Source organism: Pseudomonas sp. HY13-MNA-CIBAN-0226, assembly GCF_040310305.1.
GTDB lineage: Bacteria > Pseudomonadota > Gammaproteobacteria > Pseudomonadales > Pseudomonadaceae > Aquipseudomonas > Aquipseudomonas gregormendelii.
This window is the reverse complement of record NZ_JBEOPS010000007.1, coordinates 93,133-112,948: the sequence shown is the minus strand read 5'-3', so window position 1 is coordinate 112,948 and position 19,816 is coordinate 93,133. Positions and strand designations below refer to the sequence as shown.

Below are 19,816 nucleotides of genomic sequence, written 5' to 3'. Positions count from 1 at the left end.
CCGGGACGATTATTTGAGGATTAATCGGGATTTCGGTTAAACCTGCGGGCCATTTTTCAGTCGTAGATCTCATGACAGGCCGGTTCTGGCCTGCATTTCAAAACGTGCGTCGCGGTCAGGGCGCTCAGTCGTATCAAGGAGCCCTGTGCAATGACGCGCACTCGAAAAGTAATTGCCTGGACCCTCGCCAGCTTGTTAGTCCTGCTGGCGGTGCTGGTTTTGATCATCGTGTTCTTCGATTGGAACCGCATTAAACCCCCGCTCAATGCCAAGGTGTCCGAGGAGTTGCACCGTCCGTTCGCCATCAACGGCAACCTGGCTGTGGTCTGGCAGCGCGAGCCCGAGGAAGGCGGCTGGCGCGCGTGGGTGCCCTGGCCGCATGTGGTGGCCGAGGACCTGAGCCTGGGCAACCCCGAGTGGTCGAAGCAGCCCCAGATGGTCACGCTCAAGCGCGTGGAGTTGCGCATTTCGCCCCTGGCCTTGCTGGCGCAGCGTGTGGTCATCCCGAGAATTGACCTGACCGGGCCCAATGCCGATCTGCAGCGCCTGGCCGACGGTCGTGCGAACTGGACGTTCCAGTTCGATCCCAAGGATCCCGATGCCGAACCGTCCAGTTGGGTGGTGGACATTGGCGCCATTGGTTTCGACAAGGGCCACGTTACCCTCGATGACCAGAGCCTGAAAACCCAACTTGATGTGCTGATCGACCCACTTGGCAAGCCAATCCCGTTCAGCGATATCGTCGGCGAAAAGGCGGCAAAGACTGCGCAGGACAAGGGCGCTGCGCCGCAGGATTACGCGTTTGGTATCAAGGTAAAGGGTCAATATCACCAGCAAAAGCTCAACGGCGAAGGCAAGATCGGCGGCTTGCTGGCGTTGCAGGACTCAGACAGACCGTTTCCACTGCAGGCCAAGGTCAATATTGCCGACACCCGGGTGGAACTCGCCGGCACCCTGACCGATCCGCTTAACCTTGGCGCACTGGATCTACGCCTGAAGCTGGCGGGCGCGAGCCTGGGCAACCTGTATCCACTGACGGGCGTCACACTTCCGGACACCCCGCCTTATGCTACGGACGGCCATTTGATCGCCAAGCTGCATGAGCCTGGCGGTGCGCTGTTCCGCTATGAAGAATTCAACGGCAAGATTGGCGAAAGCGATATTCACGGCAGCCTGGCCTACCTGGCCGGTAAGCCACGACCCAAACTCAGCGGCGCACTGGTTTCCAACCAATTGCTGTTTGCCGACCTCGCGCCGCTGATTGGTGCGGATTCCAACGCCAAACAGAAAGCACGTGGTGGCGAAAGCAAGCAGCCGACCGACAAGGTGCTGCCAGTCGAGGAGTTCAAGACTGAACGCTGGCGCGACATGGACGCGGATGTCGAATTCACCGGCAAGCGCATCGTCCACAGCGAAAAAATGCCTTTTAACGACCTCTATACCCACCTGGTGCTTACCGACGGAGTGCTCAGCCTGGAACCCCTGCGTTTCGGCGTGGCGGGCGGCAAGCTGGATGCGCAGATTCGCCTGAACGGCCGTACCGAGCCCCTGGAGGGCCAGGCAAAGCTGACCGCGCGGGGCTTCAAGCTCAAGGAGCTGTTCCCGACCTTCGAACCGATGAAAACCAGTTTCGGCGAGCTTAATGGCGATGCCGACATCACCGGGCGGGGCAATTCGGTCGCCAAACTCCTCGCGACCTCCAACGGCAATCTGAAGATGCTGATCAACGATGGTGCGATCAGTCGTGAGCTGATGGAACTGGCCGGGTTGAATGTGGGTAACTATGTAGTCGGCAAGATCTTTGGCGACAAAGAGGTGAAGATCAACTGCGCGGCTGCCGACTTCGATATCAAGACGGGCCTGGCGACGACGCGCCTGTTTGTATTTGATACCGAGAACGCGATCATCTATATCGATGGCACGGCAAACATGGCGACCGAGCAACTGGACCTGGCGATTACCCCGGAATCCAAGGGCTGGCGCTTGATTTCCCTGCGATCTCCCCTTTACGTGCGGGGCAAGTTCATCAAGCCGGATGCGGGTGTGAAGGCGGTACCGCTGTTATTGCGTGGTGCCGGCATGGTTGCCCTGGGTGTGATAGCGGCGCCTGCCGCCGGCTTGCTGGCACTGATTGCACCTAGCGGGGGTGAGCCGAATCAGTGCGCGCCGTTGCTTGAGCAGATGAAGGCGGGCAAGGCGCCGAAAACTGTAAAGAACTAGGCTGGTGTTGAGGAAGGGCGAGCCTTATCGTCGCTTGGGGGCGATAAGGCTCGTGGGGTTAGAGGTCCTTCAAAATATCGGCCATGTCATCCGCGTGCTCTTCTTCCTGAGCCAGGATGTCTTCGAAAATACGCCGGGTAGTCGGGTCTTTCTCTCCGATGTATTGAATGATTTCCCTGTAGCTATCTATCGCAATTCGCTCGGCCACCAGGTCTTCATAGACCATCTCTTTCAGTGAGTTGCCAGCGACGTATTGCGCATGAGAATTGCGGGACAGCGTGTCAGGGTTGAATTCCGGTTCGCCACCCAGTTGCACAATGCGCTCGGCAAGCCTGTCGGCGTGCTGGCCTTCCTGTTTGGCGTGTTCGAGGAACTCCTCGGCCGCAACGTGGGCTTTCAAGCCGTTGGCCATGAAGTAGTGGCGCTTGTAACGCAACACGCACACCAGTTCAGTGGCCAGCGACTCATTGAGCAGGCGCAGCACTTCGTCGAGGTTGGCGCTGTAGCTTTCGGTCACCGCACCGTTTTCGACGTTCTGCCGGGCGCGGGCGCGCAGGGTGGTTACATCAGACAAATGCATGTCGCTCATCTCGTTCTCCTGGAGGCTAATCCGGTTGGCGTCACGGCTCTGGGGGACGTGATCGCTACTTAAAGTGTGAGTAATGAGTGCGGTGAAAAGTTTTACGGGATTGTCGGCTGTCCGTCCGATGCGCTCTGACGTGGCATCAGGCCCGACAGTCGCACTTCGTCCTGTCGCCACGAAAAGGGCGGTGCGCACCGATGGGTGCCGCTTGCTTACTGCCAGGTCTCGGTCGTCGAGTTGTCATCTGTTGCAGTGATGCTTGGCTGAGGTCTTGCATCGCGCTTGCCCTACCTGTCCCTCACAAGGAAGTCCGCCCATGTCGCAAGATTCAGCCCCGCGCTATCCATTGGTGCTGGTCCCGGGAATGCTCGGGTTTGTGCGGTTGCTGCTTTATCCCTACTGGTACGGGATCATCTCGGCGTTGCGCCGCGGTGGTGCAACCGTGTTCGCGGTGCAGGTCTCTCCCCTCAATTCCAGCGAAGTTCGTGGTGAACAGTTGCTGGCGCGGATCGACGAGATTCTGCGGGAAACAGGGGCAGAGAAGGTCAACCTGATCGGCCACAGCCAGGGCTCGCTGACCGCGCGCTATGCCGCTGCCATGCGTCCCGACCGGGTGGCGTCGGTGACTTCGGTGGCGGGGCCCAATCATGGCTCTGAACTGGCGGACTACCTGGAAAATCACTATCCGGCGCAGAGCGCCAAGGGGCGAGTGCTCAGCGTGTTGCTGCGGTTGATTGGTGCCGTGATGAGCCTGCTTGAAACGGGCTATCGCGGGCCGAAGTTGCCGGTCGATATCCCGGCTTCCCACCAGTCGCTGACCACGGAGGGTGTGGCGCTGTTCAATCAACGGTATCCCCAGGGCTTGCCGCTGACTTGGGGTGGCCAGGGCCCGGAACTGGTGAATGGGGTGCGGTACTACTCGTGGTCGGGCACCCTGCAACCGGGCAAGACCGATCGTGGGCGCAATCTGATTGACGGGACGAACCGCAGCTGCCGGTTATTCGCCAGGACCTTCGTCCGTGAAGCCGGGCATTGCGACGGCATGGTCGGACGCTACAGCTCGCACCTGGGCACGGTGATTGGCGACAACTATCCGCTGGATCACTTTGACATCGTCAATCAGTCGCTGGGACTGGTGGGCAAGGGCGCCGAACCGATCCGCCTGTTCGTCGAACATGCGGCGCGGCTGAAAGCGGCGGGCTTGTAAGACCAAGATCAAAAGATCGTCCGAAGGCTGCGATCTTTTTCCATCAGGCAACGCTGATTTTTCGCCCCAAAACAGTCGTCCAGCGCTCCGAGAGAATCACCCCACCCAACGTTAAAACCCCACCCACCAAGTGATACAGCGCCAACTGCTCATGCAGCACCACGGCGGCAATCAGCGCGGTAATCAACGGCAGCAAATTGAAAAACAAGGTGGTCCGGCTCGGCCCCAGGCGTACTACGGCCTGCATCCAGGCCAAAGGGGCCAGCATCGAAGCCAGCAGGCAGGCGTACAGCACCAGCGGGATATTCTGCAGCGTCGGGCCGATTTTCGGCGAGGCAATAAACAGCGGCAACAACACGACTATCGCCACCAGCACCTGCAAATACAGCAGCACCAGCGGCGGCAAGCGCAGTTGCCATTTCTTCAGCAGCGTGCTGTAGATCGCGTAAGCCAGGGTGGCCACCAGCATCATTGCATCACCCAGGTTCACTCCGTGCTCCAGCAATACCCCGAGACTGCCGGAGGACACCACGACCAGCACGCCGGCAAACGACAGCACGGCACCGGCCAGCGCCCCCGCAGTCAGGCGCTGGCCCAGGCTGGCGATCGCCATGGCCAGCGACATCAACGGCATCAGCGACAGGATGATCCCCATGTTGGTAGCCGACGTCAGCGTGGCGGCGAAATACGCCAGGCTCTGATAAACAGCCATGCCCAGCACCCCGAGCACGAAAATTCGCCCCAGGTTCGGACGGATCAGCGGCCAGTGGGCGATGACCGGTTTAAGCATGAATGGAGTGAACAGGACACCGGCCAGCAGCCAGCGGTAGAAACCGATCTCGGCCGGAAATATCGCCCCTACGGCGAGTTTGTTGATAACGGTGTTGCCCGCCCAGATAAAGATCGCGAGCAGGGGGTAAGCGTATTGCATCAGGAACAACCAGAACATTAATGAGGGGGGATTATCCCCGCCTGCGCAGCGCATATCCATGCCGTCGGGCCTGGGGCGCAAAATGGCCGCCACAACGTGAAAGCAGGAAGGTGTAACAGGTGTTGTCTACACTCCAGCACAAGGCCGCGTTCCTCCCTGCGGCGACCAGGAGAAAACTCCATGAAGATGTTGCGTGCCCCCGTATTGATGATCGGCTTGCTGCTCTGCTCTCAGGGTTTCGCGGCTACGGCCCAACAGAACAAAATGACCACTTGCAACGCCGACGCTACGGCCAAGAGCTTGAAGGGGGATGAGCGCAAGGCCTTCATGAGCACCTGCCTGAAGGCGGCGCCGGCGGCCAACGATGACGGCAAGGCGCTGACCCCGCAGCAGGAAAAGATGAAAACCTGCAACGCCACGGCGGCCACCCAGGCGCTCAAAGGCGATGCGCGCAAGGCCTTCATGAGCGAGTGCCTGAAGAAAAAATAATGCGCTGTGGGTGATGGCCTCGTCGCGGGCAGGTCTTGTTCCCGCAGGAGCTCTGCGTGTTCGCCGGATTTGCAGACACTGGAGATCGCAGTCGGAGCCGGCGGTGCGACGTTCGACTTGCCCGCGCCGAGGCCCGCAGGCCCCACACAGCCCCGACAAAAGTCTCCCCCACATTTCCTAGTGCTGGGTTCGGAACGCTGGCAGACTGCCAATCCTTTTTACGCCGTTCGTTTTGAGGCTGTATGCCAACGTTTTCTCAACGCCAAGTCTTGCTGGTCATCAGTTGGGTCATCATCTTTGGTGGCTTGCTGTTGGTGATTCCCCTGCGCCTGCTGCCAAGCCTGCTGGCCGGGTTACTGGTGTTTGAACTGGTTAACATGTTGACCCCGCAGCTGCAGCGGCTGATCGAAGGTCGACGCGCCCGCTGGTTGGCGGTGGCGTTGCTGGGCACGCTGGTGGTCAGTGTGCTGGCATTGATTTTTGCCGGTGCGATCAGCTTCCTGTTGCACGAGGCGGAGAACCCCGGTGCCTCTCTCGACAAGTTCATGGGCGTGATCGATCGCGCCCGCGGGCAGTTGCCGCCGTTCATCGATGTCTATTTGCCGGCCAGTGCTGCCGAATTCCGCGTGGCAATCGGCGAGTGGATGAGCAAACACCTGAGCGATTTGCAGCTGGTTGGCAAGGATGCGGCGCACATGTTCGTGACGCTGCTTATCGGTATGGTGCTGGGCGCGATCATCGCCCTGCAGCGGATTCCGGACCTGACCAAACGCAAGCCGCTGGCTGCCGCGCTGTTTGATCGGCTGCACCTGCTGGTGCAGGCATTCCGCAATATCGTCTTCGCGCAGATCAAGATTTCCCTGCTAAACACCTTCTTCACCGGAATCTTCCTGGCGGTGGTGCTGCCAATGTTCGGCATCAAGCTGCCATTGACCAAGACCCTGATCGTCCTGACCTTCCTGCTGGGCTTGTTGCCGGTGATTGGCAACCTGATGTCCAACACCCTGATCACCATCGTCGGCTTGTCACTGTCGATCTGGGTGGCATTGGCGGCGCTGGGTTACCTGATCGTTATCCACAAGCTCGAATACTTCCTCAACGCCCGCATCGTCGGTGGGCAGATCAGCGCCAAGTCGTGGGAGTTGCTCTTGGCGATGCTGGTGTTCGAGGCCGCATTCGGCCTGCCGGGGGTGGTGGCGGGGCCGATTTACTACGCGTATCTGAAGAGTGAGTTGAAGCAGGTGGGGATGGTTTGACCAGGTAGGGATGTGTTGCCTGATCTGACGCCATCGCGCACAAGTCCGCTCCCACAGGTTTCAGGTAAGGCACAAAACCTGTGGGAGGGTGGCTTGCCCGCGATGCAGGCGACTCGGTTTTTGATCAGTCCATGCTGCCGTAACGCTTGCTGGCCTCAATCGCCAACCCGCTACCAATGCTGCCAAAGATATTCCCTTCGACGTGCCGGGCATTGGGCAGCATGTCCGAGACGCTGGTGCGCAACGCCGGGATCCCGCTAGAACCCCCGGTAAAGAACACCGTATCCACTTGATCAACCCGCACGTTGGCGTCGTTGAGCATCTGGGTCACGCTGTTGCGCACGCGTTCCAGCAGCGCTTCGATGGCTGATTCGAACAGCGCCCGGGTCAATTCCACGCTCAAACCCGGCTCAATGCGGTCCAGCGGAACATGACGGTGCTCGGCATGGGTCAGCTGGATCTTGGTTTCTTCCACTTCCATGGCCAGCCAGTGCCCGGCGCGCTGGTCGATCAACTTGAACAGGCGGTCAATGCCGCCGGTGTCCTCGATGTCATAGCGCATGCTGCCCAGGGCCAGGGTGGACTTCTGCGAGTACACCGAGTTGATGGTGTGCCAGGTCGCCAGGTTCATGTGGTGGCTGGTGGGCATGTACGCGCCGCTCTTCATCCGGCTGCCGTAGCCGAACAGCGGCATCAGGCCTTGCAGGCTGAGCTGCTTGTCGAAATCGGTACCGCCGATGTGCACGCCGCCGGTGGCGAGAATGTCATCGTGGCGGTTGTCGTTGTGGCGACGGTCGGGCGACAGGCGCACCAGCGAGAAGTCCGAGGTACCACCGCCGATGTCGACGATCAGCACCAGCTCTTCTTTCTCGATGGTCGACTCATAGTCGAACGCGGCGGCAATCGGCTCGTACTGGAACGACACATCCTTGAAGCCAATGGCCCGGGCCACGTCGACCAGGGTGTTTTCAGCTTCCTGGTCGGCCATTTCATCGTCATCGACGAAGAACACCGGACGGCCCAGCACCACTTCCTCGAACTCCCGGCCTGCGGCGGTTTCGGCACGCTTTTTCAACTGGCCGATAAACAGCCCGAGCAGGTCCTTGAACGGCATCGCGGTGCCGAGGACGCTGGTGTCGTGCTTGATCAGTTTGGAGCCCAGCAGGCTCTTGAGCGAGCGCATCAGCCGGCCTTCGTAGCCTTCCAGGTACTCGTGCAGGGCCAGGCGGCCGTACACCGGGCGGCGTTCTTCCATATTGAAGAAGACCACCGATGGCAGGGTGATCTTGTCGTCCTCCAGCGCGATCAGCGTTTCCATGCCGGGCCGAATCCAGCCGACGGTGGAGTTGGACGTGCCAAAGTCGATACCACAGGCACGAGCTGGAGATGCGTTTTTCATGTCTTTCGAGTTCCGGTTAAAAAACGGCCGCGCAGTGTATGTCACTGCGGCACAGATTCGAAGGCCGACTATCCGCTAAATCGAAGCGAATAGCGTCTTGAAAGACTATCCTTTGCCCCAAACTTGTCTGCATCGAGCCTGCGGCGCATGCTGCGGGTGGCAGAACGAATTTGATAACGGATGGTGATCCTTAGATGGACTTCAAAGACTATTACAAGATTCTCGGTGTGGAGCCGACAGCTGACGATAAGGCCATCAAGGCGGCCTATCGCAAGCTGGCGCGCAAATATCACCCCGATGTCAGTAAGGAAAAGGACGCCGAGGCCAAATTCAAAGACGCCTCGGAGGCCTATGAAGCGCTGAAAAGCGCCGACAAACGCGCCGAATATGATGACTTGCGCAAGTACGGCCAGCATGGCCAGCCATTCCAGGGCCCGCCAGGTTGGCAGGGGCGTGGGGATGGCGGCTTTGGAGGTGGTCAGGACACGGGCGATTTTTCGGACTTCTTCAGTTCGATCTTCGGCAACCGTGGTCCCGGTTTTGGTGGTGCACAGCCGGGCCGCAGTGCCGGGCGTCGAGGGCAAGACGTGGAAATGGAATTACCGGTTTTTCTGGAAGAGACCCTCTCGAACGAATCGAAGAAGGTCAGTTTCCAGGTGCCGCAGTACAACGCTGCCGGCCAGCACGTCAGTAACACCAGCAAGAGCCTGAACGTGAAGATCCCGGCCGGCGTGACCGACGGCGAGCGCATCCGGCTCAAGGGCCAGGGCGCACCGGGTGTGGGTGGCGGCGCCAATGGCGACCTGTACCTGATCATCCGTTTCGCCCCGCACCCCAAGTACGATGTCGAGGGCGAAAACCTGATCATCACGTTGCCCCTGGCCCCGTGGGAGTTGGCGCTGGGCACCGAGGTCGCAGTGCCGACCCTCACCGGCAAGATCAATCTCAAGGTCCCGGCAGGCAGCCAGAACGGCCAGCGCATGCGCGCCAAGGGCCACGGCCTGCTGAACAAGGCCGGCGAACGCGGCTACCTGTATATCCAGCTCAAGGCCGTGATGCCCAAAGCCGCCAGCGACGAGGTCAAGGCGCTGTGGCAGGAACTGGCAGAGAAAGCTGCGTTCAACCCAAGAGAGAACTTCTGAGTCAACAGACGGAGTAGCCCATCATGAGCAACCCCCTGATCGTTCATCTGGACCTGGCCGAATTCTGCGAAGCGACCGACTTATCGGACGTCTACGTGATCGAGATCGTCGAGCACGGCATCCTCGAACCTCAGGGCTCGGTGCCCAAGGATTGGCGATTCAACGACTACGAACTGGCCCTGGCCAAACGCGCCGCCAAGCTGCGGCGCGATCTGGAGCTGGGATGGGAAGGGGTTGCCCTGGCGCTGGAGTTGCTGGAGGAGGTGCAGCAGCTTCGGGCGGAAAACCGGATGTTGAAGCAGCGGTTGGGGCGGTTGGTGGTTGAGTAGGTAGCCGGCTTGGGCACAGGGACGCTTGAGGGCATCCCGTTCTGGCGTAACGCTGGCAAGCCCTCAAATGTTGCGGGGCAACACTACCGTGAACAGCGTGCCGTCAGTTTCGTTGGAACTCACCTCGATCGTACCGGAATGGGCTTGAACCACTTCATTGACGATAAAAAGCCCCAAACCAAGGCTGGTGGACGGCTGGCCCAGTTCTTCGTCGGCGCTGCGTACCAGTGGGTCGAAGATGGTGCCGATGGCCTCTTCAGAAATCGGTTTGCCGAAGTTATGCACCGTCAGGCACACCGCCTCGGGTTCGCCGGCCAGGGTGATGGTGACATCCCGTTTGTTCAGGCCGTGTTGCAGGGCGTTGCCGATCAGGTTCTGCAACAGTTGATCAAGCCGTCCGCGATCCCAGTTGCCCTGGGTGTTGCCCGAGATGACCAGTTTCGGGTCGCACTCCGGGTTGCCGGCGCACGCCTCGCCAATGGCCGCGTGGGCGGCATCGGCCAGGTCCATCGGCGCAGGTTCGATCGGCAGGCTCTTGCCCAGGCGGCTGCGTACCAGTTCGAGCAGATCGCTGACCATCACGGCCATGTGCCGGGCGCCACGCTTGATGTTGTGGGCGCAGGCCAGGGCATCGCCCTCAAGCTTGACCTTGCGCAGTAACAATTCCGTGGACATGCTCACCGCCTGCAAGGGCGCGCGCAGGTCATGGCCAAGTATCGCCAGGAAGATGTCCCTGGAGCGGTCGACCTGTTCGGCGTAGGCGGCCGTGGACTCCGCCAGGGCTTCGTCAATGGCTTCGTTGAAACGGATCATGTCCTGGAAGTAGGCGAGGTCCGGTGAGTCCAGGCTCCCGACCCACAGCCGGATCACGCAGGCGCGCAGGTGACGGAATTCGCTGGTCATCTGCACCAGGTCAAAACCCACCGTGTGCCGCAGCTCACCGTGGCTGGCTCCGGCCTCATCCAGGCTTGGGGTTTTCTCGGGTCCCTCGCCTTTGGCCTTGGCCATTTGCTCGCTGGCACTTTGTGCGGTGGTCATATCCCGCGCTGCGGCCAGCAGGATGACCCGGGCATGGTCGCGCAAAGCGACGCTGTCCATGTGCTCGGCAGCGGGGGTGATGGTGCTGGCGAACTGCTCCCATTCATCGACGATACGGTCTACGTGTTGCCTGATGAATTCGGGTAGGCGCATGGCCAGATTCCTGAGGGAGAAGTCTGGCGCATCTTAGCCCCTTTGGCGGGCACTAAAAACTACCATTACGCGGCGAGAGCCTCGATCAGGAAATGTTCTGCGGTCACTGCAGCGGTTGGAGATCCTTTTCACCTTTAAAACGGCCACCTGATCGGCCGTTGCTGCAGGCAGGAACCTGGCATGCCGGATTCCTGCCTGCTCAACGTGGGGTCAGAACAGGAAATAGCGCTGCGCCATCGGCAGCACATCCGCTGGTTCACACCACAGCAACACACCGTCGGCCTTGACTTGATAGGTCTGCGGATCGACGTCGATGGTCGGCAGATAATCATTGTGGATCAGGTCGGTTTTCTGCACCTCACGGCAGCCTTTGACCACGGCGATTTTCTTCTTCAAGCCAAGCGCCTCGGGTAGGCCGGCGTCGTGCGCTGCCTGGCTGATAAAAGTCAGGCTGGTGGCGTGCAGCGAGCCGCCATAGCTGGCGAACATCGGGCGGTAGTGCACCGGTTGCGGTGTGGGTATCGATGCATTGGCGTCGCCCATCAGGCTGGCCGCGATCGCACCGCCTTTGAGGATCAGCGTCGGCTTGACCCCGAAAAAAGCTGGCCGCCAGAGCACCAGGTCGGCCCATTTACCCACTTCGATCGAGCCCACTTCATGGCTGACGCCGTGAGTGATCGCCGGGTTGATGGTGTACTTGGCGATGTAGCGCTTGGCGCGGAAGTTATCGTTGCCGGGACCATCCCCGGGCAGCGCGCCGCGTTGCTTTTTCATCTTGTCGGCGGTCTGCCAGGTTCGGGTGATCACTTCACCGACTCGCCCCATGGCCTGGCTGTCGGAGCTGATCATCGAGAACGCTCCGAGGTCGTGGAGGATGTCTTCGGCGGCAATGGTTTCGCGGCGGATGCGGCTTTCGGCGAAGGCCACGTCTTCGGCGATGCCGGGGTCCAGGTGGTGGCAGACCATCAGCATGTCCAGGTGTTCGTCGATGGTGTTGCGGGTGAACGGCCGGGTCGGGTTGGTCGAGCTAGGCAACACGTTGGCAAAGCCGCAGGCCTTGATGATGTCTGGTGCGTGACCGCCACCCGCGCCTTCGGTGTGGTAGGTGTGGATAGTGCGCCCCTTGAACGCGGCAAGTGTGGTTTCGACGAAGCCCGACTCGTTGAGCGTGTCGGTATGGATCGCCACCTGCACGTCGTACTGGTCGGCGACGTTCAGGCAGTTGTCGATGCTCGCCGGCGTGGTGCCCCAGTCTTCATGCAGCTTGAGGCCGATGGCGCCGGCCTTGACCTGTTCGATCAGCGGCTCCGGCAGGCTGGCGTTGCCCTTGCCGGTGAGGCCGATGTTCATCGGGAACGCGTCCGCTGCCTGAAGCATCCGTGCCAGGTGCCACGGCCCGGAGGTGCAGGTGGTGGCGTTGGTGCCGGTGGCCGGGCCAGTGCCACCGCCGATCATGGTGGTAACGCCACTCATCAACGCCTCTTCGATCTGCTGCGGGCAGATGAAGTGGATGTGGGTGTCGATGCCGCCCGCGGTGAGGATCATGCCTTCGCCGGCGATGATTTCGGTGCTGGCGCCGATGGCGATGGTCACGTCGGGTTGCACGTCCGGGTTGCCCGCTTTGCCGATGCCGGCGATGCGTCCATCCTTGAGGCCGACATCGGCTTTGACGATGCCCCAATGGTCGATGATCAGTGCATTGGTAATCACAGTGTCGGCGACTTCAGCGGCCAAGAGCTGGCTCTGGCCCTGCCCGTCGCGGATGACTTTGCCGCCGCCGAACTTTACTTCTTCGCCGTAGGTGGTGAAGTCTTTTTCCACTTCAATCCACAGTTCGGTGTCCGCCAGGCGGACCTTGTCACCAACGGTGGGGCCGAACATGTCGGCGTAGGCTTGTTTGGAAATTTTCATGCGCATGCCTTGGGGTTCAATTGTGTTTTAGGCTCACCTGTGGGAGCAAGGCTTGCCCGCGATGGGGCCATTGCAAGCACCGCATTGCTCAAAGGTCACCCATGATCCGCCCGGCAAACCCGAACACCCGGCGATTTCCCGCCAGGTCGACCAGCTCGACCTCCCGACTCTGCCCCGGTTCGAAACGCACGGCAGTGCCGGCAGGGATGTTCAGGCGCATGCCGCGACTGGCCGCACGGTCGAAGGTGAGCGCGTCGTTGGTTTCAAAAAAATGGTAATGCGAGCCAACCTGAATTGGCCGGTCGCCGCTATTGGCCACTTTCAGGCTGATCGTGCGGCGGCCTGTGTTGAGTTCGATGTCGCCGGGCTGGATCTGGTATTCACCGGGAATCATCAATGGGCTCCTTGCAGAATCTTGTAGTAGAGGGCGGTCGGCTTGTACTGGCCGCTCGGGTCGCAGGCGTAGTCGGGGATCTGGCCGGCACGGGTGTAGCCCAGCGCCTTGTAGAAGTCTTCGGCCGGTGAGCCGGCCTCGGTGTCGAGGTACAGCATGCCGCGCTTGTGCTGCAGCGCGGCGGTCTCCAGGGCGGTCATCAACTGTTGCCCCAGGCCACGACGTCGCGCGTGCTCGCGCACCAGCAGTTTTTGCACTTCGGCACGGTTCAGGCCATTGGCTTTCTGGCACAGGGTCAGCTGTACGCTGGCTTGCACCTGTTCGTCCTTGACCACCACCCAGAGCAGTACATTGCCCTTGTTCAGGTTGTCCTGGACTTCGTCGAAATAGGCGCGGGCCTGCACCGCGTCCAGGTTCGCCATGAATCCGACACTGGCGCCATAACCCACTGCATCGAGCAGCAGATCGATCAGTCCCTGGCGATAGTGCGCGAAGCTTTCAACATTGACGCGGCGCAGTTGAGCGGCGTTCATCGGGGCGTTACTCCTTGCTGGCGATCGGCGGTTGCGCGCCAGGATTGAGCGTCAGTTGCATGAAGGTCAGGTCCAGCCAGCGGCCGAACTTGGTGCCGACCTGGGGCATCTGGCCGGTGGTGATAAAACCGGCGCGCTCATGCAGACGAATGGAAGCGGCGTTACCGCTTTCGATGGCGGCCACCATGATGTGCTTGTCACAGCCTTTGGCGCGCTCGATCAGCACGGCCATCAGTTGCGGGCCTAGGCCGTTGCCACGCTGGTCGCTGCGCACATACACCGAGTGTTCCACCGTGTGGCGGAAACCGTCGAACGGCCGCCAGTCACCGAATGAAGCGTAGCCCAGTACAGTGTTGTCGCCGTCGACGATGACCAGAATCGGATAACCCTGTGACTGCCGGGCGCTGAACCAGGCCTGGCGGTTTCCCAGGTCGACCGCCTGCTCGTTCCAGATGGCCGTGGTGTTCAGTACGGCATCGTTGTAGATATCGCGGATCGCGGGCAGGTCGGCGTGGACGGCATCGCGGATGTGGAAGTTCATGACGCGTCCTCAGGCGATGGGTTGGTGAACGGTCACCAGTTTGGTGCCGTCGGGAAACGTTGCCTCCACCTGGATTTCCGGGATCATTTCCGGGATGCCTTCCATCACTTGTTCGCGACTGAGCAGTGTTGTGCCGAAATGCATGAGCTGCGCCACGGTCTGACCGTCGCGCGCGCCTTCGAGCAGCGCGGCGGAGATGTAGGCCATGGCTTCCGGGTAATTGAGTTTCACGCCGCGTGCCAAACGTCGCTCGGCCACCAGGCCGGCGGTGAAGATCAGCAGCTTGTCTTTTTCGCGTGGGGTCAGGTCCATTGTTGGAATCCATCTTGGGCAGTAAAAAATTCGGATCTGTTCACACGTAATCTTGTGGGAGCTGGCTTGCCAGCGATGGCGTCGGCACATTCACCCCATCAGGCGCCTGACCGGCCGCCATCGCCGGCAAGCCGGCTCCTGCAAATGACGTGTTCAGGTGCTCCATATTCTCGGTGGCAGCGCTTCGCGGCCTAACAACGCCGGCCTGAGCAATCGCCATAAATCAATCATCCAGCTGCGGGCCAACAGGGCTTCGCTGGCCAGGCATCGGGCGACCAGAAGTCCCGGTAACTGGGTTAAATCCCCGCGGACGTCGTTGGGTAGAGAGCGGCATTTTTCCAGCAAGTCATTGTCGATCTCACCCGTTACCAGCAGCGTCGCAAACACCGGTCGCCCGTCCAGCCCGATAGGCGAGTCAAGCAAGCCGTCATCCCCGACAATGCGCTGGCGTTCGTGCCAGAGCAACTGGCCGTCGCGACGGATGTCGAGTTGCGCCTGGAAATGCCCCAGGTCAAAGCGCTCGCCACTGGCCGCCCGTCCCAATGCCACGACGTCCCAGTAGAACAGGCGCGCATCGCCTTCCAGGTCGATGGACGTGCTGAGCTCTGCCTGCGCGGCGCTGAAAATGATGGTCTCCTGGGGCAACCACTCCAGTGTCGCGCCTGCGCTGACTTTCAAGTCGAGTTGCTGATAGGCGGGCCCTGCGGCGCGATACCATTTGGCCGCGCCGGGGCTGGTGATTTGCGCCCAGGCATCGCGACCCACGCTGGCGCTGATGTCCAGTCTATCCCCGCCGGCAATACCTCCTGGCGGGTGCACGATGATGTGCTGGCACACTTCGGGGCCTTCGGCATACAGGTGTTTTTGCACCCGCAACGGGCCCATGTGGCGGCGCTGTACCGGGCGCGTGCTGTCGCCAAATCTGGCATAGCCCAGTTCCAGCTCGGCGTGCCAGCTCGGGGTAAACAGGGCAGGGGAAACAGGTAAGTTCATAAGTACCAATGATCGTCTGGACGCTGCAGATTAGATGGTTACCAGGCCGCGCACACCTTCGGCTTCCATGTTTTCGCCGCGCCCCTGCTGCACGATCTCGCCGCGGGACATCACCAGGTACTGATCGGCGAGTTCGGCAGCAAAATCGTAGAACTGCTCGACCAGCAAAATCGCCATGTCCCCGCGGGCGGCAAGCTTCTTGATGACCGCGCCGATTTCCTTGATCACCGAAGGCTGGATACCTTCGGTGGGCTCATCGAGGATCAGCAAGCGTGGGCGACTGGCCAATGCGCGACCGATGGCCAGCTGTTGCTGCTGGCCGCCGGACAAATCGCCACCGCGTCGCTGCTTCATTTGCAGCAACACCGGGAACAGTTCGTAAATGAACGCCGGGACTTCCTTCGCTTCGCTGCCGGGAAAGCGTGACAGACCCATCAGCAGATTTTCTTCGACGGTCAGTCGGCCGAAAATTTCCCGACCCTGGGGAACGTACGCAATTCCGGCGTGTACCCGCTGGTGGGGTTTGAACGTGGTGATCGGTTTACCTTCCCAGTTGACCGCGCCGTCCTTGGCCGGCAGCAGGCCCATCAGGCATTTGAGCAAGGTGGTCTTGCCCACGCCGTTGCGCCCGAGCAGGCAGGTGACTTCGCCGATTTTCACGTCAAACGTCAGGCCGCGCAGGATGTGGCTACCACCGTAGTATTGGTGCAGCTTGTCGACTTGCAGCATTCCAAATTCTCCTCAAAACCCTTGTAGGAGCGAGCTTGCTCGCGATGATCCCGAGATCGAAGCGTTCATTCAGGCAGCCCGCGTAATCGTTGATCTCCATCGCGAGCAAGCTCGCTCCTACGAAGTGCATCAGCGTCCGAGATAAACCTCGATCACCCGCTCATTTTCCTGCACCTGCGCAAGCGACCCTTCGGCCAGCACGCTACCCTGGTGCAGCACCGTTACGTGGTCGGCAATCGAGCCGACAAAACCCATGTCGTGCTCGACCACCATCAGCGAATGCTTGCCGGCCAGACGCTTGAACAGCTCAGCGGTGAATTCGGTCTCGGCATCGGTCATGCCCGCCACCGGTTCGTCGAGCAGCAGCAGCTGCGGGTCCTGCATCAGCAACATGCCGATTTCCAGGAACTGCTTCTGACCATGGGACAGCAGGCCCGCCGGACGATTGACCGAACTGGTCAGGCGAATGGTGTCCAGCACCTCGCTGATGCGATCCTTCTGTTCACCGCTCAGGCGAGCCCGCAGGCTGGCCCACACCGACTTGTCGGTTTTCTGCGCCAGTTCAAGGTTTTCAAAGACGCTCAACGCCTCGAACACTGTCGGTTTCTGAAACTTGCGACCGATGCCCGCCTGGGCGATCTGCACTTCGCTCATCTGCGTCAGGTCAAGGGTTTCACCGAACCACGCCTTGCCATGGCTGGGGCGTGTCTTGCCGGTGATCACGTCCATCAAGGTGGTCTTGCCCGCACCGTTGGGTCCGATGATGCAGCGCAACTCGCCGACGCCGATGTACAGGTTCAGGTTGTTCAGCGCCCGGAAGCCATCGAAGCTGACGCTGATGTCTTCCAGGGTCAGGATGGTGCCGTGACGGGTGTTCAGGCCGGGCGTCACGCGCTGGCCGAGGCCGATGGCGTCCCGGCTGCTGCCGGCATCCTTGTTCGGTTCCGGTGGGAAGAAGGCGGGTTCAAGCATGAATTGCGCCGTCGGTGTGATTCTCATTGTTCGCCCCTTTTCTTCAGCAAGCCGATCACACCCTTGGGCAGGTACAGCGTCACGACAATGAACAGTGCGCCGAGGAAAAACAGCCAGTACTCGGGGAAGGCCACGGTGAACCAGCTCTTCATGCCATTCACCACGCCGGCGCCCAGCAGCGGCCCGATCAGCGTGCCGCGCCCACCCAGCGCTACCCAGACAGCGGCTTCGATGGAGTTGGTCGGCGACATTTCACTCGGGTTGATGATGCCGACTTGCGGTACATACAGCGCACCGGCCAGGCCGCACAACACTGCACTCAACACCCACACAAACAGCTTGAAGCCGCGTGGGTCGTAGCCGCAGAACATCAGGCGGTTTTCTGCGTCGCGCAGCGCGGTCAGCACCCGGCCAAATTTGCTTTGCGCCAGGCGCCAGCCGATGTACAGGCTGGCCACCAGTAACAGCACCGTGGCAATAAACAGGACTGCGCGGGTACCGGGTTCGGTGATGCCAAAGCCGAGAATGGTGCGGAAGTTGGTGAAGCCGTTGTTACCACCGAACCCGGTTTCATTGCGGAAGAACAGCAGCATCCCGGCGAACGTCAGCGCTTGGGTCATGATCGAGAAATACACGCCCTTGATGCGCGAGCGGAAGGCGAAGAAGCCGAACACCAGCGCGAGCAGTCCCGGCGCCAGCACCACCAGGCACATGGCCCAGAGAAAACTGCTGGTGCCGGCCCAGTACCATGGCAACTCGGTCCACGACAGGAACGTCATGAAGGCCGGCAAGCCATCGCCCGAGGCCTGGCGCATCAGGTACATGCCCATCGCATAACCGCCGAGGGCGAAGAACAGGCCGTGGCCCAGGGACAACAGGCCGGCGTAACCCCAGACCAGATCCAGGGCCAGGGCAACGATGGCGTAGCACAGGATCTTGCCCACCAGGGTCAGGGTGTAGGCGGAGACGTGGAACGTACTGTCCGGTGGCAACAGCGAAAGCAACGGCAGTGCCAGCAGCAGCACGAGAATCACCGCACCGACGGCGATCGTGGCCTTGGGGCCGGCCTTTTGTGTAGCCGTGAGCATCAGGGGCTGGTTCATCAGTCGATCACCCGTCCTTTCAGTGCAAAGAGGCCTTGCGGACGTTTCTGGATAAACAGAATGATCAGCGCGAGGATCAGGATCTTGCCGAGTACGGCTCCGATTTGTGGTTCGAGAATCTTGTTGGCAATGCCCAGGCCGAATGCGGCAAAGACGCTCCCGGCCAGTTGACCTACGCCGCCGAGCACCACCACCAGGAACGAGTCGATGATGTAGCTCTGGCCAAGGTCAGGGCCTACGTTGCCGATCTGGCTCAGGGCCACGCCGCCGAGCCCGGCGATACCGGAGCCGAGCCCGAACGCGAGCATGTCGACGCGACCGGTCGGCACTCCGCAGCAGGCGGCCATGTTGCGATTTTGCGTGACGGCGCGCACGTTCAACCCCAGGCGCGTCTTGTTCAGCAGCAGCCAGGTCAGCACGACCACGAACAGCGCAAACGCGATGATGACGATGCGGTTGTAGGGCAGCACCAGGTTTGGCAGCACCTGAATGCCGCCGGACAACCAGGCCGGGTTGGCCACCTCGACGTTCTGTGCGCCAAACACCAGCCGCACCAACTGGATCAGCATCAGGCTGATGCCCCAGGTGGCGAGCAGGGTTTCCAGTGGGCGCCCATAGAGGTGGCGGATCACTGTTCGCTCCAGTGCCATGCCAATTGCTGCGGTGACAAAAAACGCCACCGGCAGGGCAATCAGCGGGTAGAACTCGATGGCTTGCGGGGCGTAGCGCTGGAACATCAGCTGCACCACATAGGTGGAGTACGCGCCGAGCATCAGCATCTCGCCATGGGCCATGTTGATCACCCCGAGCAAGCCGAAGGTAATCGCCAGGCCGAGGGCGGCAAGCAGCAGAATCGAGCCCAGGGACATGCCGCTGAACGCCTGGCCGAGGACCTCGCCGATCAGCAGTTTGCGTTTCACTTGGGCCAGGCTGGTTTCGGCGGCGGTACGCACCCCGGCGTCGGCCTCGACGCCCGGTTCCAGCAGGCTTTCAAGGCGGGTGCGGGCCAGCGGGTCGCCGGTTTCCCCGAGCAGGCGCACGGCCGCCAGGCGCACGGCTGGGTCGGTGTCGACCAGCTGCAGATTGGCCAGGGCCAGGCTCAGGGCCGCGTGGACGTTTTCGTCCGATTCTGCGACCAGTTGCTGGTCGAGGAATTTCAGTTGCGCCGGTTTGGCGCTTTTCTGCAATTGTTGTGCGGCGGCCAGACGCAGTTTGGCATCGGCGGCGAGCAGTTGGTGGCTGGCCAGTGCGGTGTCGATCAGACCCCGCAGGCGGTTGTTCAGGCGCAGGGTTTTCGGCTGGCCGTCGACGGTCAACTGCCCTTGTTGCAAGGCGTTGATCAGCTCGACACGCGCCGGGTCGGGCTGCGCGGCCCAGGCTTCCAGAAGCTTGGCTTGTTGAACCGGATTGGCGGCGACGAAGTCTTCGGCGTCGCCGGCAAAAGTAGCCATCGGCAGCAACAGGAAAGTGATGGCAAGCAGCAAACGATATAGGGACATAGCTACGTCCTGAGAGGCGACGATGGGCCCTGTGGGAGCAAAGCTTGCTCGCGATAGCGCTGTACCAGATGTACCGCCATCG

General features: G+C 60.9%; 20 protein-coding genes. 6 read left to right on the top strand and 14 right to left on the bottom strand.

Annotated elements, in window-relative coordinates; translation table 11 throughout:
- The first annotated feature begins 150 nt into the window (after positions 1–150).
- Complete coding sequence (locus AAEZ05_RS09690) at positions 151–2,220, top strand: AsmA family protein (RefSeq protein ID WP_350647049.1); 2,070 nt, start codon at positions 151–153, stop codon at positions 2,218–2,220.
- Between the two features lie 58 nt (positions 2,221–2,278).
- On the opposite strand, the gene AAEZ05_RS09685 is transcribed toward AAEZ05_RS09690, so the two are convergent.
- On the bottom strand, positions 2,279–2,809 hold the full coding sequence (locus AAEZ05_RS09685; RefSeq protein ID WP_045058952.1) for a ferritin-like domain-containing protein: 531 nt from the start codon (positions 2,807–2,809) through the stop codon (positions 2,279–2,281).
- A gap of 310 nt (positions 2,810–3,119) precedes the next feature.
- Between AAEZ05_RS09685 and AAEZ05_RS09680 the strand changes: the two genes are divergently transcribed.
- Entirely contained in the window at positions 3,120–4,010 is an 891-nt protein-coding gene (locus tag AAEZ05_RS09680; RefSeq protein ID WP_350647047.1) for a lipase family alpha/beta hydrolase, read from the top strand.
- Between the two features lie 43 nt (positions 4,011–4,053).
- Here AAEZ05_RS09680 and AAEZ05_RS09675 read toward each other — a convergent pair whose 3' ends face one another.
- The gene (locus AAEZ05_RS09675) at positions 4,054–4,941 is read right to left on the bottom strand and encodes a DMT family transporter (protein WP_350600574.1); all 888 of its coding nucleotides are present in this window, start codon (positions 4,939–4,941) and stop codon (positions 4,054–4,056) included.
- 180 nt (positions 4,942–5,121) lie between these two features.
- Between AAEZ05_RS09675 and AAEZ05_RS09670 the strand changes: the two genes are divergently transcribed.
- On the top strand, positions 5,122–5,430 hold the full coding sequence (locus AAEZ05_RS09670) for a PsiF family protein (RefSeq protein ID WP_045060367.1): 309 nt from the start codon (positions 5,122–5,124) through the stop codon (positions 5,428–5,430).
- 242 nt (positions 5,431–5,672) lie between these two features.
- The gene (locus tag AAEZ05_RS09665; RefSeq protein WP_350647045.1) at positions 5,673–6,686 is read left to right on the top strand and encodes an AI-2E family transporter; all 1,014 of its coding nucleotides are present in this window, start codon (positions 5,673–5,675) and stop codon (positions 6,684–6,686) included.
- Between the two features lie 124 nt (positions 6,687–6,810).
- Here the strand turns inward: AAEZ05_RS09665 and AAEZ05_RS09660 are convergent, their stop codons facing one another.
- Positions 6,811–8,085 (bottom strand): Hsp70 family protein, encoded by a 1,275-nt coding sequence (locus AAEZ05_RS09660; protein WP_045060365.1) that lies wholly within the window; start codon positions 8,083–8,085, stop codon positions 6,811–6,813.
- A gap of 194 nt (positions 8,086–8,279) precedes the next feature.
- Here AAEZ05_RS09660 and AAEZ05_RS09655 point away from each other — a divergent pair, with 194 nt between their 5' ends.
- Positions 8,280–9,227 carry a DnaJ C-terminal domain-containing protein gene (locus AAEZ05_RS09655; RefSeq protein ID WP_045060364.1) on the top strand — a complete coding sequence of 316 codons (948 nt, stop codon included), beginning with the start codon at positions 8,280–8,282 and terminating at the stop codon, positions 9,225–9,227.
- A 23-nt stretch (positions 9,228–9,250) separates the two neighbouring features.
- The gene (locus tag AAEZ05_RS09650) at positions 9,251–9,556 is read left to right on the top strand and encodes a chaperone modulator CbpM (protein WP_045060363.1); all 306 of its coding nucleotides are present in this window, start codon (positions 9,251–9,253) and stop codon (positions 9,554–9,556) included.
- Between the two features lie 63 nt (positions 9,557–9,619).
- Here AAEZ05_RS09650 and AAEZ05_RS09645 read toward each other — a convergent pair whose 3' ends face one another.
- The 11 genes from AAEZ05_RS09645 to urtB form a co-directional block, all read right to left on the bottom strand.
- A complete protein-coding gene (locus tag AAEZ05_RS09645; protein ID WP_205891991.1) occupies positions 9,620–10,747 on the bottom strand; it encodes a sensor histidine kinase in 1,128 nt (375 codons plus the stop codon).
- 210 nt (positions 10,748–10,957) lie between these two features.
- Complete coding sequence (gene ureC / locus AAEZ05_RS09640; protein WP_045060368.1) at positions 10,958–12,658, bottom strand: urease subunit alpha; 1,701 nt, start codon at positions 12,656–12,658, stop codon at positions 10,958–10,960.
- Between the two features lie 88 nt (positions 12,659–12,746).
- Positions 12,747–13,052 (bottom strand): urease subunit beta, encoded by a 306-nt coding sequence (locus AAEZ05_RS09635; protein ID WP_045060361.1) that lies wholly within the window; start codon positions 13,050–13,052, stop codon positions 12,747–12,749.
- Complete coding sequence (locus AAEZ05_RS09630; protein ID WP_045060360.1) at positions 13,052–13,585, bottom strand: GNAT family N-acetyltransferase; 534 nt, start codon at positions 13,583–13,585, stop codon at positions 13,052–13,054. Before AAEZ05_RS09630 ends, AAEZ05_RS09635 begins: the two co-directional genes overlap by 1 nt.
- A 7-nt stretch (positions 13,586–13,592) precedes the next feature.
- Complete coding sequence (locus tag AAEZ05_RS09625) at positions 13,593–14,126, bottom strand: GNAT family N-acetyltransferase (protein ID WP_045060359.1); 534 nt, start codon at positions 14,124–14,126, stop codon at positions 13,593–13,595.
- 9 nt (positions 14,127–14,135) lie between these two features.
- The gene (locus tag AAEZ05_RS09620) at positions 14,136–14,438 is read right to left on the bottom strand and encodes an urease subunit gamma (protein WP_045060358.1); all 303 of its coding nucleotides are present in this window, start codon (positions 14,436–14,438) and stop codon (positions 14,136–14,138) included.
- 153 nt (positions 14,439–14,591) lie between these two features.
- Positions 14,592–15,431 carry an urease accessory protein UreD gene (locus tag AAEZ05_RS09615; RefSeq protein WP_350647042.1) on the bottom strand — a complete coding sequence of 280 codons (840 nt, stop codon included), beginning with the start codon at positions 15,429–15,431 and terminating at the stop codon, positions 14,592–14,594.
- Between the two features lie 30 nt (positions 15,432–15,461).
- A complete protein-coding gene (gene urtE, locus AAEZ05_RS09610; RefSeq protein WP_045060356.1) occupies positions 15,462–16,160 on the bottom strand; it encodes an urea ABC transporter ATP-binding subunit UrtE in 699 nt (232 codons plus the stop codon).
- A gap of 129 nt (positions 16,161–16,289) precedes the next feature.
- Complete coding sequence (gene urtD / locus AAEZ05_RS09605) at positions 16,290–17,159, bottom strand: urea ABC transporter ATP-binding protein UrtD (protein WP_045060355.1); 870 nt, start codon at positions 17,157–17,159, stop codon at positions 16,290–16,292.
- The gene (gene urtC, locus AAEZ05_RS09600) at positions 17,156–18,235 is read right to left on the bottom strand and encodes an urea ABC transporter permease subunit UrtC (protein ID WP_350647040.1); all 1,080 of its coding nucleotides are present in this window, start codon (positions 18,233–18,235) and stop codon (positions 17,156–17,158) included. Before urtC ends, urtD begins: the two co-directional genes overlap by 4 nt.
- Positions 18,235–19,734, bottom strand: coding sequence for an urea ABC transporter permease subunit UrtB (urtB, locus tag AAEZ05_RS09595; protein WP_350647038.1), 1,500 nt, complete (start codon positions 19,732–19,734; stop codon positions 18,235–18,237). Before urtB ends, urtC begins: the two co-directional genes overlap by 1 nt.
- Between the last annotated feature and the right edge of the window lie 82 nt (positions 19,735–19,816).

What these genes read in the sequence shown, in the direction of transcription:
- AAEZ05_RS09615 (WP_350647042.1), bottom strand. Translation starts at nt 15,431, where the DNA reads ATGAACTTACCTGTTTCCCCTGCCCTGTTTACCCCGAGCTGGCACGCC.
- AAEZ05_RS09665 (WP_350647045.1), top strand. Translation starts at nt 5,673, where the DNA reads ATGCCAACGTTTTCTCAACGCCAAGTCTTGCTGGTCATCAGTTGGGTC.
- AAEZ05_RS09645 (WP_205891991.1), bottom strand. Translation starts at nt 10,747, where the DNA reads ATGCGCCTACCCGAATTCATCAGGCAACACGTAGACCGTATCGTCGAT.
- AAEZ05_RS09670 (WP_045060367.1), top strand. Translation starts at nt 5,122, where the DNA reads ATGAAGATGTTGCGTGCCCCCGTATTGATGATCGGCTTGCTGCTCTGC.
- AAEZ05_RS09625 (WP_045060359.1), bottom strand. Translation starts at nt 14,126, where the DNA reads ATGAACTTCCACATCCGCGATGCCGTCCACGCCGACCTGCCCGCGATC.
- AAEZ05_RS09635 (WP_045060361.1), bottom strand. Translation starts at nt 13,052, where the DNA reads ATGATTCCCGGTGAATACCAGATCCAGCCCGGCGACATCGAACTCAAC.
- ureC (WP_045060368.1), bottom strand. Translation starts at nt 12,658, where the DNA reads ATGAAAATTTCCAAACAAGCCTACGCCGACATGTTCGGCCCCACCGTT.
- AAEZ05_RS09655 (WP_045060364.1), top strand. Translation starts at nt 8,280, where the DNA reads ATGGACTTCAAAGACTATTACAAGATTCTCGGTGTGGAGCCGACAGCT.
- AAEZ05_RS09675 (WP_350600574.1), bottom strand. Translation starts at nt 4,941, where the DNA reads ATGCAATACGCTTACCCCCTGCTCGCGATCTTTATCTGGGCGGGCAAC.
- urtE (WP_045060356.1), bottom strand. Translation starts at nt 16,160, where the DNA reads ATGCTGCAAGTCGACAAGCTGCACCAATACTACGGTGGTAGCCACATC.
- urtB (WP_350647038.1), bottom strand. Translation starts at nt 19,734, where the DNA reads ATGTCCCTATATCGTTTGCTGCTTGCCATCACTTTCCTGTTGCTGCCG.
- AAEZ05_RS09620 (WP_045060358.1), bottom strand. Translation starts at nt 14,438, where the DNA reads ATGGACCTGACCCCACGCGAAAAAGACAAGCTGCTGATCTTCACCGCC.
- urtD (WP_045060355.1), bottom strand. Translation starts at nt 17,159, where the DNA reads ATGAGAATCACACCGACGGCGCAATTCATGCTTGAACCCGCCTTCTTC.
- AAEZ05_RS09650 (WP_045060363.1), top strand. Translation starts at nt 9,251, where the DNA reads ATGAGCAACCCCCTGATCGTTCATCTGGACCTGGCCGAATTCTGCGAA.
- AAEZ05_RS09680 (WP_350647047.1), top strand. Translation starts at nt 3,120, where the DNA reads ATGTCGCAAGATTCAGCCCCGCGCTATCCATTGGTGCTGGTCCCGGGA.
- AAEZ05_RS09660 (WP_045060365.1), bottom strand. Translation starts at nt 8,085, where the DNA reads ATGAAAAACGCATCTCCAGCTCGTGCCTGTGGTATCGACTTTGGCACG.
- AAEZ05_RS09685 (WP_045058952.1), bottom strand. Translation starts at nt 2,809, where the DNA reads ATGAGCGACATGCATTTGTCTGATGTAACCACCCTGCGCGCCCGCGCC.
- AAEZ05_RS09630 (WP_045060360.1), bottom strand. Translation starts at nt 13,585, where the DNA reads ATGAACGCCGCTCAACTGCGCCGCGTCAATGTTGAAAGCTTCGCGCAC.
- urtC (WP_350647040.1), bottom strand. Translation starts at nt 18,235, where the DNA reads ATGAACCAGCCCCTGATGCTCACGGCTACACAAAAGGCCGGCCCCAAG.
- AAEZ05_RS09690 (WP_350647049.1), top strand. Translation starts at nt 151, where the DNA reads ATGACGCGCACTCGAAAAGTAATTGCCTGGACCCTCGCCAGCTTGTTA.